The following is a 14,549-nucleotide window of genomic DNA, read 5'->3' as shown; positions in this document are numbered from 1 at the left end:
TTCCAGAACGGTCAGAACCCCCTCCAACAACACAGTTGCTACATGGACGTACTTGCGGCGTGTCCTGCGATGGTGGGAGGGCAAGGGCCCTGCAGCAAACCCACAGCGGCGAGGACACCGCACCTGCAAACCTGGTCGTGCGCTGATGGGAACCACCAAACTAGCCGCGCCTACCTGGGGGTAGGTATCGTCGTTTTATCAGCTGCTCTCAACCCATGCCGCCATTGATGCCGATGACCTGGCCGTTGATATAGCCAGCTGACTCCGAACACAGGAACGCAACCAAGGCGGCGACTTCGTCGGGCTTGCCGACGCGACCGGCCGGCACCAGTTGCTTGATCACTTCCGGCGCGAAGCTTTCGCCGACCATCTCGCTTTCGATCACGCCCGGCGCGACCACGTTGACCGCAATGCCGCGGCTGGCCATCTCGCGTGACAGCGATTTGCTGGCGCCGTGCAAGGCGGCCTTGGCCGCGGCGTAGTTGGTCTGCCCGCGATTGCCCAGCACTGCCGCCACCGACGACACGCTGACGATACGGCCCCAGCGCGTACGCGCCATCGGCAGCAGCAACGGCTGGGTGACGTTGAAGAACCCGTGCAGCGACACGTCGATGACCCGATGCCACTGTTCGGCGTTCATGCCGGCCATCGGCGCATCGTCGTGGATGCCGGCATTGTTGACCACGATCTGGATCGGGCCAACCTCCAGCAGGCTTGCCAGCGCCGCTGCACTGGCCTGCGCATCGGCCACATCGAACGCCACCGCCTGGGCACTGCCGCCATCGGCCACGATCGCTGCGACCACCTCGTCGGCGCGGGCGAGATTGCGATTGGCGTGCACGATCACATGGCGACCCTGCGCCGCCAGGTGACGGCTGATCGCACCACCGAGATCGCCGCTGCCGCCGGTGACCAGCGCGCGGCGCTGTGGAATGGATGTGCTCATGGACGCCTCGATGGAAGCCGCAGAAATGACGGCGGAAAGAACCTCATCCTAACGACTGGCAGCAAGCGCAGGAATAGATCGCCCGCATTGATCGCCCACATTCGCTAGGAGCGCGCTTGTGCGCGATGCGGCGTTAGCGGTAACGCTTCATCGCGCGCAAGCGCGCTCCTACAGGGCCCGCCCAGCGACCAGCATCACCGTGGCGCGGCCTTCGGCGAGCAACTGCCCCTGGTGGGTCAGGCGAAAGCTGTATTGCTGGCTGTCGTCGGCCTGCATCAATACCACTGCTTCGCATTCGATCGCAGCAGGAAGGTCGTCCAGATAGGCCAGATGCAACTCCACGCCTCGCAGGGCGACCAGCATGCCCAGGCGCGCTGGCTGGCTGGGATCATGCCCCAACAAACCGCCATGCACCGCCATTGCCTGCGCGCCGTATTCGCACAGGTGCAGCGCGCGCAGGCGGCCATCGGCGCGCAACGGATGCGTGTCGCTGCGATGCGCGTGACTGCGCAGCACGATGCGCTGCGCATCCCAGTCGACCACCTCTTCCCACAGGCACATGCTGCCCTGGTGCGGAATCAAGGCAGCAATCGCGTCACGTCCCTGCATGTTCACCTCCACTTCTTGCACGCTCCAGCGCCGGCTCGCACGACACCAGCAAGGCCAGGATGAAATTGAACAACACCCCCAGCGCCACCGTGCTGCCGATCGCCCGCAGCACCGGGATACTGGACGCAGCCAACAACGCGAACACCAGCAAGGTCATCAGGCTGCACACGATCAAGGCATGCAGCGTGCGCAGCTGGTCGGCGTGATCGTCGCCGGCATGGTCGAAGAACAATGCGTAATCCAGGCCCAGGCCTGCCGCCAGGATCAGCGCGATCAGATGGAACAAGTTGAGCTCCACCCCCATGCCGCGCAGGATCGCCAGGATCAGCACCGTGGTCAGCGCCATCGGCAGCAACACGCGCACGATCCGGCGCGGGGCGCGCAACGCGATCGCCACCGTCGCCGCCAGCAGCAGCGCGGCCAGCCCCAGCGCGCCGAGCACACGCCCGCGGTACGCGGCGACCAGGGATTCGGAGGCGTCCTTGAGATCCAGCAATTGCGCGCCGCTACCTTGCACGGCGGCGGCCACCACCGACGGATCGCGCAGGCCGGTCAAGGACACCAGCGCGGTGCTGCGATCGCCGCGCCCCAGCAGCAGCCCACCGACCGACGTTGCCAGCGGCGAGCCGGCCAGGTCCTTCGGCAACACCGGCGCGGCGCGCTTGGCAACATCCAGGTCCTGCAGGAACGGCGCGAACGCATCGCTGCGGAACGGCGTGGCGGCCACCGCGCGCTCGGTCAGCACGCGGGCCTGCGCGGCATCCGGCAACGCGGCCTGGCGCGCACGCTGGGTCTTGGCGCTGGGCAGGTAGCGTGCGGCCATGTCGTAACCGGTCAATGCGCCGTCGCGCACCAGCGCGTCCAGGCGCGGGCGCAACTGCTCGCTGGCCTGCAGCGCCGCCTCATCAGAGGCTGCGGGCAATGCAAGCACGTAGCGCACGTCGGGAGCGCCCAGTTCCTGGCGCAGATGCGTGTCCTGCGCCAACGCCTTGGGCGGCACCGGGGTCAGTTTCGACAGATCGTTCTGCCAGAATTGCCCCGGTGCAAACGCGATCACCGCGATGCCGATCAGCGCAATCACCGCCAGACTGATGCGCGGCCGTGGCAGGCGCGCGATGCCGCGCCATAGCGCGGCGAGGATGCGCGAATCGGCGTAGTCGCGCGGCGCTGGGTCGATCAACGCCGGCAACAGCCAACGGGTGGTGATCGCGGCGGTCGCCAGCCCGGCGATGGTGAACACCGCCAGCTGCCGCAAGCCGTCCACACCGGAAAACAGGAAGGTCACATAGGCAATGCAGGTCGACACCACGCCGGTGGCCAGCGTCGGCCACAGATGGCGCGCGTTGGCGCGCGGATCCAGGCCGGGATGCTGATGGCTGAACAGGTGGATCGGGTAATCCTGCACCACGCCGATCAGGGTGAAGCCGAATGCCACGGTGATGCCGTGCACGCCATCGAACAGCAGCGCCACTGCAGCCAGACCGGCCAGGCCGGCACTGGCCAATGGCAGCACGCCGAGCACCGGAATCTTCCAGCTGCGGTAGGCGACCAGCAGCAACAGTACCAGCCCGACCGTATCCAGCGTGCCGATCCATTGCGCCTCGCCCTGCGTGCGCGCGGTGATTTCCACTGCAAAGGCGCCGGGGCCGGTCAGGACGAGCTGCGTCGAGGTGCCCTGGCTGACCTTGGCAAACGCCGCCTGCACCGCGTCATAGGCCAGCTGCTGACCGGTAGGATCGAAGCCGGCTGCGCGCGTCTGCACGATCAGCAGGGCCGAGGTGCCGGCACGGTCGAACCACACCGCGTTGCGCGTCTGCGGCGCCGCTGCCGGCTGCAGGGTTTCGGCCAGATGCAGCACTTCCAGCGTGGGGTCGCGCGGCAACAACGGCTCCACCATCGCGGCCGCAGGCGAGCCCAGATCCTGCACGCGCGACTGCAACGCCGCCTGCAGGGTGTGCGCATCCAGCGGCGCGGTGTCGAAGCTGTCGCTGAGCAGATAGCGATACGGCAGCAGGCGCTCGGGGATCGCATCCAGGCCCGCATTGCCACCATTGCCAACCAGCTCGAACAGCTCCGGCTGTGCGGCCAGGGCCTGCTGCAATGCCTGCGACTGCACAGCCAGCGTGGCCGGGTCGCTGTTGGACAGCGCCATCAGCAACAGGCGCGAGCCGGGACCTTCGCCCAGTTCCTCGATCAGCAGTTTCTGCGCCGGCGTGCGCGGGGCGGGCATGAACTTGCGCAGGTCGCCGGTGACCCTGAGCGTCTCGCTCAACCAGAACCCGGCCACGGCCAGCAACGCCAGCCACAGCAGCGCCAGGCCGATACGGCGGTTTGCGGTCAATTTAAACGCCATGCGCAAGCCTCGTTGTGCCAGCGCACCATCCACCGGCCGTGTGCGCGGCATCTTGCGGCAGCGTCACGCGTGTCTGGGGGGACGCGAGCAGTAGGTTGTGGCTGACGACGGCCGGCGACACCAGCCTACGCGTGGTCACGCGCCCGGGCCGTGGCAGAGCGTGGTCAAGGCCGCCGCGTCGTTGACTGCCGCGGCGTCACGTGCGGCTCCGGCCAGCAGGGTGCGCTGCACATCGCCTTTCACCGGCAGGCTTTCGATGCAACGCAGTTCGTCGTTGCGACCGTACAGCCGCAACTCGCGGACCTGCCTGGCGACAGCGGCGTCCTTGGGCTGCAGGGTCAATGCCCAGGATTGCAGCTGGCCCTGCCCGCTGATGCGGTATTGCTGCTCCAGCAGCGCGCGGTCACCGGCCAGCAATGCGCCGAAGCCGGACTTCAAGCCGGCCAGCTCGGGCACCCGGCTCAGCGAAAAACGCCGCGGCGCCTTGCCGTCGCGTTCCAGCACGCCTTCGTCGCCTTGCAACGTGGTGGTCTCGCGATACGGTGCGCTGACCTCGCGCACCAGCGTCTGTGCGTCCGGACGCCGGTAGTGGCCCTGCACCCGCAGCGGCGTCTTCAGCAGGGCCGAGCCACGCAGTTCGACGAACTCGGTACTGACCGGTGCGGGGCGTGCCAGGCGCTGCAGCACCTGGCCGACGTCCAGCGTCTCAGGCGGTGCGGCGCATAGCGGTGCGGCGCTGAACAGCAGTATCAGCATCCACGGCAGGGTGCGGCACATCGGCATGGTGGGTGTTCCAGAAATCGTAGAAGTTGAACCAGTTGTACGGCGCGTAGCGTGTGTAATGTTCCAGCCTGGCCGCGTAATCGCGCATGAGTACCGCCAGCACCGGCGCACGCTGACGGCGCGGCACGTCCAGGCCTTCGCTGAAGGTCTCGAACGCCAGCTCGTAATGATTGCCGCCGCGATACAGGCCGAACGCCAGCACCACCGGCACCTTGAGCGCCGCGGCGATCAGCCACGGCGAGGTCGGGAACATCGCGTTGCGGCCGAGGAACATCGCCGGCAATGCCGGGTCGCCCTCGCGCGGGCGGTCGATCAGCAGCGCCACCAGCGCGCCGGCATCGGTGGCGTCCTTGATCGCCATGACGATCGAGGTCGCGTCCATGCCGGCATCGATGATGTTGGCCGCCAGCTGCGGATTCAGCGCGCCCAGCAGCTCGGTCATGGCGCGGTTGTGCGCCTTGTCCAGCACCACCTTGACCTGCACGTCCGGCCGCTCGGTGGCCAGCACGCGCAGCGCATCGAAGCTGCCCAGGTGCGAGCCGAAGATCAGCACGCCGCGGCCGCGGTCCATCTGCGTATGCAGCTGATCCAGCCCGGTAATGTCGACCCGGAAGCGCTGCATCTGCCCGCACAGCATGTACACGCGGTCCAGAATCATCGAGGCGAAGGTGTGGATATGCCGCGCCACATCGCGCAGCGTGGCCGGGCGATCCAGCACGTGGGTCAGATAGGCACGCGAGGCGCTGCGCTCGGGCGCACGCACCAGCAGGAAGTACAGCGTGATCGGGTACAGCAGCGCGCGTCCCACCGCGCGCCCGGCATGCTGGGCGATGCCGCGGATCAGCCACAGCGCGAAACGTCCGCCGCCTTCGGGACGTTGCTTCCACTGGCTGCTCATTGCGCCGCCTCCGCCACCAGTTCGCCGCTGACCAGCAGCTCGTCGGCGCGCTGCACGCGAAAGCGCCAGCGCGGGCCAACGCCGTCCAGCGTGACCGATGCCGTCTGCCCGGGCAACAACGGCCGCACGAACTTCACCTGCGGCAGGCGTGCCGCCGCGCGTGGGCCATACGCGGCCTCCACCGCCTGCAGCACATGGTCGAGCACGACCACGCCAGGCACCACGGGGCGACCCGGAAAGTGCCCGGGCAGGCAGGGATGATCATGCGGCACGACAAAATCCATAAGCGGGTAACTCAAATCCTGGGTTGAAGCATCGCAGCCACGGCGTCATGTGCCTGCTCGGTCAATTGCTGGCGGTCCGGCGCATCCGGCCCGGTCACCGGGATCGGATCGCCGATACGCACGCGGATGATGCCCGGGCGCACCCTGAACATACCCTCCACCGGCAGAACCTTGCCGCAGCCATCCACCGCCACCGGCACCACCGCCACACCAGCATCGATAGCGGCCTGCAACAGCCCGGCCTTGAATGGCAACAATGCGCCGCTGCGGCTGCGGGTACCTTCGGGAAACAGGCACAACTGTTTGCCCTCGCGCAGCAGCGCGGCTGCCTGCCGGCGCACCATCGCCCCGGCACGCCGGCTGTCGCGGTCCAGAAACAGCATGCCAGTGGCCCGCGCATACCAGTTCACGAACGGCACCTTGAGCATTTCGTCCTTGAGCAGGAACCGCAGCGGCACCGGCAAGGCGTAGAACAACGCACAGATATCGATGACCGACTGATGGTTACTGACGAACAGATAGCTCCTGGACCAGTCCACGCGCTCGCGGCCTTCCACGATCACCGTGGCACCGGCGCCGCGAAACAGCACCGGCGACCACATCCAGGCGCCCATGCGCAGCAGGCGGTCGGCATCGCGCGTGATCGCCAGCAGCACCAGGGCATAGACGATTCCGCCAGCGGTAAACGTCAGCGTGAAGGCCAGTTGCAGCAGATTGAACACGGCCCACGCCAGGCGCGACGGCATCCTTGCCAGCGGCATTTTTGTCTTGTCCCCGAAAATGTGCACGTACGTCGCTGCCACTGGCCACGCACTCAGCGCAGCAGATCGCGCCAGAATTCCGGCCCGAGCCGCGCCATCTGGCGCAAGAAGTCTGGCAGATTACGATAGGGGCGCTGTGGAAACCAGCGGCCGCGCAATAGATATTCGCCCACGAAGAACCCGCCAACCACCCCGTACGCCAGCAGATTGGCGAACAACGACGCGCGCGCGTCGCTGATCGGCAGCGGCGAGGCGTAGCCCAGTTGCGCCAGCACGCCACTGGGCTCGGCGCACAGGCCCAGCACCAGGTTGACCAGGGTCAGCGCGCACAGCAGCAGCGTCCAGGCCAGGGTGAGGCGGCGCGTGTAGCGGTATTGCTCCGGGCTGATCGGCATGCCGGCCTGGCGATACAGCCCTTCGACAATGCGGCTGATCAACGGCGTGCGCCCGCGGCGCAGGCTGCGCCCGAAGAACCAGGCGATCCAGCCGGTGAACACCACCGGCGGGGCGGCCAGCACCAGCATCGCGTACGGCGAGTGCCACAACGCGCTCAGGCCCAGCAAGGTCAGCACGGCCAGCGCCCAGGCCCAGGCCCGGCGCGCGACCATCGGTTCGATCAGCACCATCAGCACCAGCAAGGCCCCGGCGATGACCGCCAGGTCAGGGCGATGGCTGGCGTTGGCCCAATGCGCCAGCGGCGAATACGCCACCGCCAGCAACACGCCCAGCCCCAGCACCCACGGGGGCGCATCGGCAGGCGCGGCGGTTGGAACCTCAGACGGTCTTGTTGGCTTGGACATGCGCCGACAATGCGCGCAGCGACGCGAAGATGCGACGGTTCTCGTCATTGTCCGAGCGCAGCTGGAAGCCATAGCGCTTGCTGATCGCCAGCGCCAGTTCCAGCGCATCGATCGAATCCAGTCCCAGCCCGGTATTGAACAACGGCGCCTCCGGATCGATGTCGGCGGGCTGGACGTCTTCCAGGTTCAGGCTTTCGACCAGGAGTTCGGCCAGTTCACGTTCGGCAGCGGTTTGCGAGGACATCCAGAGAGCTTCCAGGTGAGGGTCGGGCGACAGAGTCAGAGCGAGGATTTCAGCACAACCACCACAGCGTTGCAGACAACCGTCAGGTCGGCTTGGGCGATTGCGCAACCACAGTGTACGTTGCCGTGGCGGCCGATTCCGAGTACTCGCCACGCCTGCCTTGCGGCCGCATTGTCGAGGGTGTCGATCTCGAGGGTGTCGATCGTTCTGCAACGGCGATTCGGCGGCTGGCATACCTTCCGGGCCGCCGGTCAGGCTATCATGACTGCATGACGCTCGCCCGCTGCAGGTTCGTTCCAGGATGACTCCCACTGCTGTTCGCCCCACCCCGACCGCCATGCCGGCAGCCGGGCCGGCTCCCGGGCCCGAGTGCCCGGATGTGCTGATCATCGGCGGCGGGCCGGCGGGCTGTACGGCGGCGATCGTGCTGGCCCAGCAGGGCTGGCAGGTGACCTTGCTGGAGAAGGCACAGCATCCGCGCTTCCATATCGGCGAGTCGCTGCTGCCGATGAACGTGCCGATTCTCGAACGCCTGGGCGTGCTGGAGGACGTGCGCGGCATCGGCGTGCTCAAGCGCGGCGCGGACTTTCCCAACGACAGCGGCGGCTACAACACCTTTCGTTTTTCGCATGCGCTCGATGCCAAGGCCGATTTCGCCTTCCAGGTGCCACGTGCGCAGTTCGACCAGGTGCTGTTCGAGCGCGCGCGGGCAGTGGGCGTGGATGCGCGCGATCAGGTCAAGGTCGAAGCGGTGGAGTTCGACGGGCAGCAGCCGGTGCTGCAGGCGCAAGGCGTGGCCGGGGTGCAGCGGTTCCGCCCGCGCTATCTGCTCGATGCCAGCGGCCGTGACACCTTCCTGGGCACCCGCTTCAAGCTCAAACGCGCCAATGCCAAACATCAGTCGGCCGCATTGTTCAGCCACTTCCGCGGCGTGGCGCGCCGGCCGGGCGAGGATGCCGGCAACATCAGCATCTACCGCCACGCGCATGGCTGGATGTGGCTGATTCCGTTGCCGGACGACATCATGAGCGTGGGCGCGGTCTGCTACCCGGAATACATGAAGACCCGCAAGGGCGACAGCGAAGGCTTCTTCATGCGCACGCTCGCGCTCAATGCCGAGCTCAACGCGCGCATGCTCGGTGCCGAACGCGTGGCCCCGGTGCATGCCACCGGCAACTACGCCTACGAATGCACGCGCATGTCCGGCCCGCGCTGGTTGATGCTGGGCGATGCCTACACCTTCGTCGACCCGATGTTTTCGTCGGGCGTGTTCCTGGCCATGCACAGCGCCGAACGCGGTGCGGCGATGGTGGACCAGGCCCTGCGCACGCCGGAGCACGAGGCGAAACTGCAGCGCGCCTTGCAGCGCGAACTCAGGCGCGGCGTGGACGAGTTCAAGTGGTTCATCTACCGCTTCACTTCGCCGACCATGCGCGCCCTGTTCGCGCAACCGCAGAACACCTGGCAGATCGAGCAGGCGGTGGTGGCGATGCTGGCCGGCGATGTGTTCGACAGCCCCAAGGTACGCCTGCGCCTGCGCGCGTTCCGCGCCATCTATGCACTGACCACTTTGTCGATGATGCCGCGCGCCTGGCAGTCCTGGCGCCAACGCCGACGTCAGGCCACGCTCGGCTTCGACGGCGACACCTTGCAACGCGATACGCAACAACGAGATACGCGATGACCGCTTCCCAGGCCCAGACCACGCACAGCGTGCGCCATCCCCGCCTGCAGGTCGACTATGTCGACCAGACCGATCCATCCGCCGTGCTGGCCGACCCGCAGGTGCTGGCCGTGTTCGGCTTCGGCACTGCGGCGCCACGCCTGGACGACCCGCGCTACCTGCGCGTGCCGCTGCAGCCCTATCGGGCCGACGTGCTGGAAGTGTGGCGCAGCGACGCGGCAGTCCACAGCGGGCGCGATGGCAACATCGCCTGGGCCAGCGACGGCCGCCTGCAGTTCGGCGTGATCGAAATCGACGAGCAGGATGTCGATATCGAAGCCGCCGCCGCCAAGGCCTATGCGGAAATCACCGCCTTCGTCACCCGCAGCCAGACCCCGCGCCTGCTGCGTATCTGGAACTATCTGGACGCCATCACCCTGGGCAGTGGCGACCGCGAACGCTACCGGCAGTTCTGCGTGGGCCGTGCGCGCGGCCTGGGCGCCTTCGACACTGCGCAGCTGCCGGCCGCCACCGCAGTAGGCCGCTGCGATGCCGAACGCATCATCCAGATCTACTGGCTGGCCGCCAGCGATGCCGGCACCCCGCTGGAAAACCCGCGCCAGGTCAGCGCCTACAACTACCCGCGCCAATACGGCCCACAGCCGCCGAGTTTCGCGCGCGCCATGCTGCCGCCGGCCGGCAGCGACATGCCGCTGCTGCTGTCGGGCACCGCCGCCGTGGTCGGGCATGCCTCGATGCACACCGGCCAGTTGCTGGCGCAGCTGGAAGAGACCTTCGCCAACTTCGACGCCCTGCTCGGCGCCGCCCGCCAGCATGCCCCCGCCCTGCCCGCGCAGTTCGGCGCCGGCACCCGTCTGAAGGTCTACGTGCGCGAGCAGGACGACCTGCCCAAGGTCGCCCAGGCGCTGGACGCCCGCTTCGGCGATGCGGTGCCGCGTCTGCTGCTGCACGCGGTGATCTGCCGCGACGAGCTGGCAGTGGAGATCGATGGGGTGCATGGGTGAGCGACTGCGGGCATCGGTGCTGATGCCCGCTGCAGCCACGCGGCAGCAATGCTCCGTGGCGAGAGCTGCAATCAGCCGTTGAGCAAACCCAGCACTACATCGCGTGGCAGCTTGCCGGTTTCGTTGCGTGGCAGTGCGGCGAGTTTGCGCAGGCGGCGCGGCAGGAACACCGGGTCGACGCTGACGCGCAGGGCGTCGAGAATCTGCGCTTCGTCCAGGGTCGGGGCGACCACCAGTGCGGCGATGCGCCCGACCGCCTGGCCGGGGTCGGGTGCGAGTTGCACGATGACGCCATCGATCACGCCGGGGATGGCCAGCAGGCGACGGGTAAGATCGGCCAGCGAGGCGCGTTTGCCTGCGATTTCCAGCAGATCGGCCTGCCGGCCGCGCACCTGGAAACGGCCGTCGGCGGCCACGTCCATCATGTCGGCCAGCAGCACCGGCGTGGCCAGATGCGGCGCGTGCACCAAGGTGCCTGCGGCCTGCGTTTCCAGGCGGACACCGGGCAGCGGCGTCCATGCCGCTTCCAGCGCGGTGCGGCGCACGGCGAACACGCAGGTTTCGGTGGAACCGAACATCTCGCGCACCTCACCGCCAAAGCGCGCCTCGGCGGCAGCGGCCACCTCCTGCGCCAACGGCGCGGTGGCCGAGACGATACCGACCAGCGGCGGCAACGCCACGCCGGATTCCACCAGTGCGCGCAGATGCACCGGCGTGGTCACCAGCACGCGCGGGGCGGGAATATCGGCCAGCGCGCGCGCCACATCGTCCGGGAAGAACGGACGGCCCGCATGCACCGCAAGCTCCGTCACCATCGGCAGCAGCACCGACAACTCCATGCCGTACATGTGCTGCGGCGGCACCGTGGCGACCACGTGCGGCACCGCGTCGGTGTGCGCCCACAGGCTTTCCAGCGCGACCAGATCCTGACGCGTGCTGGTCAGGAAACTGCCCCAGGTCTTGGGGTTGGGTTGCGGGCTTCCGGTGCTGCCGGAGGTAAAGCCGATGGCCACCAGGGCGTCGTCGGCCAGTTGCGGGATCGGGCCTGCGGCCTGCGGCAACTCGGCCGGCAGCTGCCAGTAGCGCGGCGGTGCCAGCTCCAGCGCCAGATCGCCCAGGCAGTACGCATCGGCATGCCGCGCCTGCACTTCGCCGACCACGGCCGGTGCGCGCGAGGACGGCAGCAGCGACACCTGCCCGCGCAGCGCGCATGCATAGAACGCGACCATGAAGCGATAGCGGTCTTCGCACAGGTTCACCGCGTGGCGACCCTCCGGCAGCTGCTGTGCCAGGCCATGCACGTGTGCGATAAAGGTGGCCAGATCGACCGACTGCCCCGCGCGCCAGGCCAGCGGCCGGCCGGGTGCGCCGACGGCCATCGGGTGGGAAACGGCAGGAACAGGCAGGCTGGACATGGGAAACCGACAATCGCAAAAGCGCGCTAGCTTGGCCGCCACCTGCCCTGCTGGCAAGTCGGGAGGTTTCCGGCTGCGTGGCGGTGGTGGCGGTTCTGAACCTCGGTAAAGGCGTGCGTGACGCAGACGCCACGTCGTTGCTGGCGCGACGCGCGGTGTGGAGTGCATCGAGCGGATGCGCTGACATTGGCCAACATGCGCACGCTGCATATGGTCGCGTTCGCCAGCGGCGAATGCCCGCCTTTTCGATGGCGCACGCACCGCTACCGCACACATGACCTGTGGCCCAAGCTCCCGATGGAAGCGAACTGCTAGGCTTGTCCGCTCTTCGTTGCGTCCAGTTGTTACCGATGCCCAGATTGTTGCCACTGTCCTTGTTGTTGCTGGCTGTCACCGCGCACGCGCAGTCCGCCGCACCGCTCACCATCGAACAGGTGATGGCCGATCCGGACTGGATCGGGCCGTCGGTGGATCAGGCCTGGTGGCAGTGGGACGGCAAACAGGTGCAATACCTGCTCAAGCGCGCTGGTTCCCCGGTGCGCGACACCTACCGCCAGGGCGCCGGCGGCGGCACCGCCGAACGTGTGGCCGACAACGCACGCGCCGGCCTGGATGCGGATAACCCGAGCTACGACGCCACCCGCCAGCGCATGCTGTTTGCGCGCAATGGCGACATCTTCCTGCGTGATTTGCGCTCCGGCGCGCTGACCCAGCTGACCCGCAGCAACGAGGTCGAATCGCGCCCACAGTTCGCCAGCGATGGCGGTGCGATCTGGCGCGCGGGCAACAACTGGTACCACTGGCGCGCCGATGCCGGCACTGCGCAGGTTGCAGTGGTCAAGGCCGAGCGCGATCCCAACGCTGCGCCCAAGGCCGACGTGTTGCGCGAGCAGCAACTGTCCACGCTGGCCACGCTGCGGCGCGATCGTGAGCAGCGTGATGCCTTACGCACGCAGGAAGACGCCTGGCGCCGCGCCGATGCCACGCGTGCGGCGGCACCGGTGTATCTGGGTGATGAGGTGGAGATCGTCGACAGCGCGCTGTCGCCGGACGGCCGCCATCTGCTGGTGGTGACCCAGGCCAAGCGTGCCGAAGAGGGCCAGGCCGGCAAGATGCCCAAGTACGTGACCGAATCCGGTTACGAAGAATTCCAGGAAGTGCGCACCCGCGTCGGTCGCAATGCGCCGGTGGCGCATGCGCTGTGGCTGGTGGATGTCAGCGCCGGCACTGCAAGAGCGCTGTCGTTCGACACGCTGCCGGGCATTGCCACCGACCCGCTGGCCGCGCTGCGCAAGGCGGCCAAGAAAGAGACGCTCAAGGGCAACCGCGCCGTGCGTGTGGAAAGCGATGGCGACGGCAGCGGGCCGGCGGTGCACTGGAGCGATGACGGGCGCAATGTGGCGGTGGAGATTCGCGCGGTGGACAACAAGGACCGCTGGATCGCCAGCGTCGACCTGGCCAATGCCACCTTGCAGCCGCGGCATCGCCTGAGCGACAGCGCCTGGATCAACTGGGACTTCAACGATTTCGGCTGGCTGCCCGACAATCGCACGCTGTGGTTGCTGTCGGAAGAATCCGGCTATTCGCAGCTGTACACCGTGGAAGGCAACGGCAAGCCACGCCAGCGCACGCGCGGCAAGTGGGAAGTGTCGATGCCGGTGCCCAGCGCCGATGGCAGCGGCATGTATTTCCTCTGCAACCAGAAATGGCCGGGCGATTACGAGGTCTGCAAGCTGGATCTGCACAGCGATCAGCTCACCGAAGTGACTGCGTTGAATGGCGTGGAAGGCTTCCGTCTGTCGCCGAACGGCCAGCAGTTGCTGGTGCGCTATTCCGGCAGCTACCTGCCACCGCAGCTGGCGGTGGTGCCGGCCGCGGGCGGCCAGGCCACGGTGCTGACCGACACCCGCACGCCCGCCTTCAAGGCGCAGCCGTGGATCGCACCGCAGTATGTGCAGGTGCCGTCCAAGCATGGCGCCGGCACGGTCTGGGGCAAGTACTACGGGCCACAGAACCCCGAGCCCGGCAAGCAGTATCCGATCGTGATGTTCGTGCATGGCGCCGGCTACCTGCAGAACGTCTCGCAGCGCTACACGCCGTATTTCCGTGAGCAGATGTTCCATAACCTGCTGGTGCAGCAGGGCTACATCGTGCTGGACCTGGACTACCGCGCCTCGGAAGGCTACGGCCGCGACTGGCGCACCGCGATCTACCGCAACATGGGCCACGCGGAGCTGGAAGACTATCTGGACGGGCTGGAGTGGCTGGTGACGCAGAAGCAGGGCGACCGCGCGCGCGCCGGCATCTACGGCGGTTCGTACGGCGGCTTCATGACCTACATGGCGCTGTTCCGCAGCCCCGGCATCTTCAAGGCCGGCGCGGCGCTGCGTCCGGTCGGCGACTGGATGCAGTACAACCACGAGTACACCTCCAACATCCTCAATACGCCCGAGCTCGACCCCGACGCGTACAAGACCTCATCGCCGATCAACTACGCCGACGGGTTGCGCGACCATCTGCTGATCGCGCACGGCATGATCGACGACAACGTGTTCTTCAAGGACTCGGTCGACATGACCCAGAAGTTGATGGAGCTGCACAAGGACAACTGGCAGGTGGCGCCGTATCCGCTGGAACGCCACAGCTTTACCCGTGCCGATTCGTGGCTGGACGAATACAAGCGCATCCTCAAGCTGTTCAATGAGCAGGTGAAGCCGCAGCGCTGACCGCCGCACTGCGCCCGTTGCAAGACGGGCGTTGCCGGCACC

At 67.4% G+C, this 14,549-nt stretch carries 13 protein-coding genes; 3 read left to right on the top strand and 10 right to left on the bottom strand.

Annotated features, from left to right (window positions below):
* Positions 1-208: 208 nt before the first annotated feature.
* From fabG to xanC, 9 genes are all read right to left on the bottom strand, one after another.
* A complete protein-coding gene (gene fabG / locus LL972_RS15340) occupies positions 209-946 on the bottom strand; it encodes a 3-oxoacyl-ACP reductase FabG (RefSeq protein WP_228328323.1) in 738 nt (245 codons plus the stop codon).
* Positions 947-1,114: 168 nt separating this feature from the next.
* Complete coding sequence (locus tag LL972_RS15335; protein WP_104585239.1) at positions 1,115-1,555, bottom strand: phosphotransferase; 441 nt, start codon at positions 1,553-1,555, stop codon at positions 1,115-1,117.
* A complete protein-coding gene (locus tag LL972_RS15330; protein ID WP_228328322.1) occupies positions 1,542-3,908 on the bottom strand; it encodes an MMPL family transporter in 2,367 nt (788 codons plus the stop codon). The genes LL972_RS15335 and LL972_RS15330 overlap by 14 nt, the downstream gene beginning before the upstream one ends.
* A 135-nt stretch (positions 3,909-4,043) precedes the next feature.
* Positions 4,044-4,691, bottom strand: coding sequence for a LolA-related protein (locus tag LL972_RS15325; protein ID WP_323134222.1), 648 nt, complete (start codon positions 4,689-4,691; stop codon positions 4,044-4,046).
* Entirely contained in the window at positions 4,615-5,589 is a 975-nt protein-coding gene (locus tag LL972_RS15320) for an acyltransferase (protein ID WP_228328320.1), read from the bottom strand. The genes LL972_RS15325 and LL972_RS15320 overlap by 77 nt, the downstream gene beginning before the upstream one ends.
* Entirely contained in the window at positions 5,586-5,813 is a 228-nt protein-coding gene (locus LL972_RS15315) for a hypothetical protein (RefSeq protein ID WP_228328319.1), read from the bottom strand. Before LL972_RS15315 ends, LL972_RS15320 begins: the two co-directional genes overlap by 4 nt.
* Before the next feature lie 71 nt (positions 5,814-5,884).
* Positions 5,885-6,634 (bottom strand): lysophospholipid acyltransferase family protein, encoded by a 750-nt coding sequence (locus tag LL972_RS15310; protein WP_228328318.1) that lies wholly within the window; start codon positions 6,632-6,634, stop codon positions 5,885-5,887.
* Positions 6,635-6,687: 53 nt separating this feature from the next.
* Complete coding sequence (locus LL972_RS15305; RefSeq protein ID WP_228328325.1) at positions 6,688-7,371, bottom strand: ketosynthase; 684 nt, start codon at positions 7,369-7,371, stop codon at positions 6,688-6,690.
* 37 nt (positions 7,372-7,408) lie between these two features.
* The gene (xanC, locus tag LL972_RS15300) at positions 7,409-7,678 is read right to left on the bottom strand and encodes a xanthomonadin biosynthesis acyl carrier protein XanC (RefSeq protein ID WP_005914783.1); all 270 of its coding nucleotides are present in this window, start codon (positions 7,676-7,678) and stop codon (positions 7,409-7,411) included.
* A gap of 337 nt (positions 7,679-8,015) precedes the next feature.
* Between xanC and LL972_RS15295 the strand changes: the two genes are divergently transcribed.
* Both LL972_RS15295 and LL972_RS15290 read left to right on the top strand, forming a co-directional pair.
* Positions 8,016-9,362, top strand: a complete 1,347-nt coding sequence (locus tag LL972_RS15295; protein WP_228328324.1) for an NAD(P)/FAD-dependent oxidoreductase — start codon at positions 8,016-8,018, stop codon at positions 9,360-9,362.
* Positions 9,359-10,366: a pteridine-dependent deoxygenase gene (locus LL972_RS15290; RefSeq protein ID WP_228328317.1), complete on the top strand. Its 1,008-nt coding sequence runs from the start codon at positions 9,359-9,361 to the stop codon at positions 10,364-10,366. The genes LL972_RS15295 and LL972_RS15290 overlap by 4 nt, the downstream gene beginning before the upstream one ends.
* A gap of 71 nt (positions 10,367-10,437) precedes the next feature.
* On the opposite strand, the gene LL972_RS15285 is transcribed toward LL972_RS15290, so the two are convergent.
* A complete protein-coding gene (locus LL972_RS15285) occupies positions 10,438-11,781 on the bottom strand; it encodes an AMP-binding protein (protein ID WP_228328316.1) in 1,344 nt (447 codons plus the stop codon).
* 359 nt (positions 11,782-12,140) lie between these two features.
* On the opposite strand from LL972_RS15285, the gene LL972_RS15280 reads away from it, so the two are divergent.
* Entirely contained in the window at positions 12,141-14,507 is a 2,367-nt protein-coding gene (locus tag LL972_RS15280) for a S9 family peptidase (protein WP_228328315.1), read from the top strand.
* Positions 14,508-14,549: the final 42 nt, after the last annotated feature.

The sequence above is a fragment of the Xanthomonas campestris pv. asclepiadis genome, from assembly GCF_020784175.1.
GTDB classification, from domain to species: domain Bacteria; phylum Pseudomonadota; class Gammaproteobacteria; order Xanthomonadales; family Xanthomonadaceae; genus Xanthomonas; species Xanthomonas campestris_D.
The sequence above is the reverse complement of the archived record's forward strand: the minus strand, read 5'-3'. Positions and strand labels throughout refer to the sequence as shown.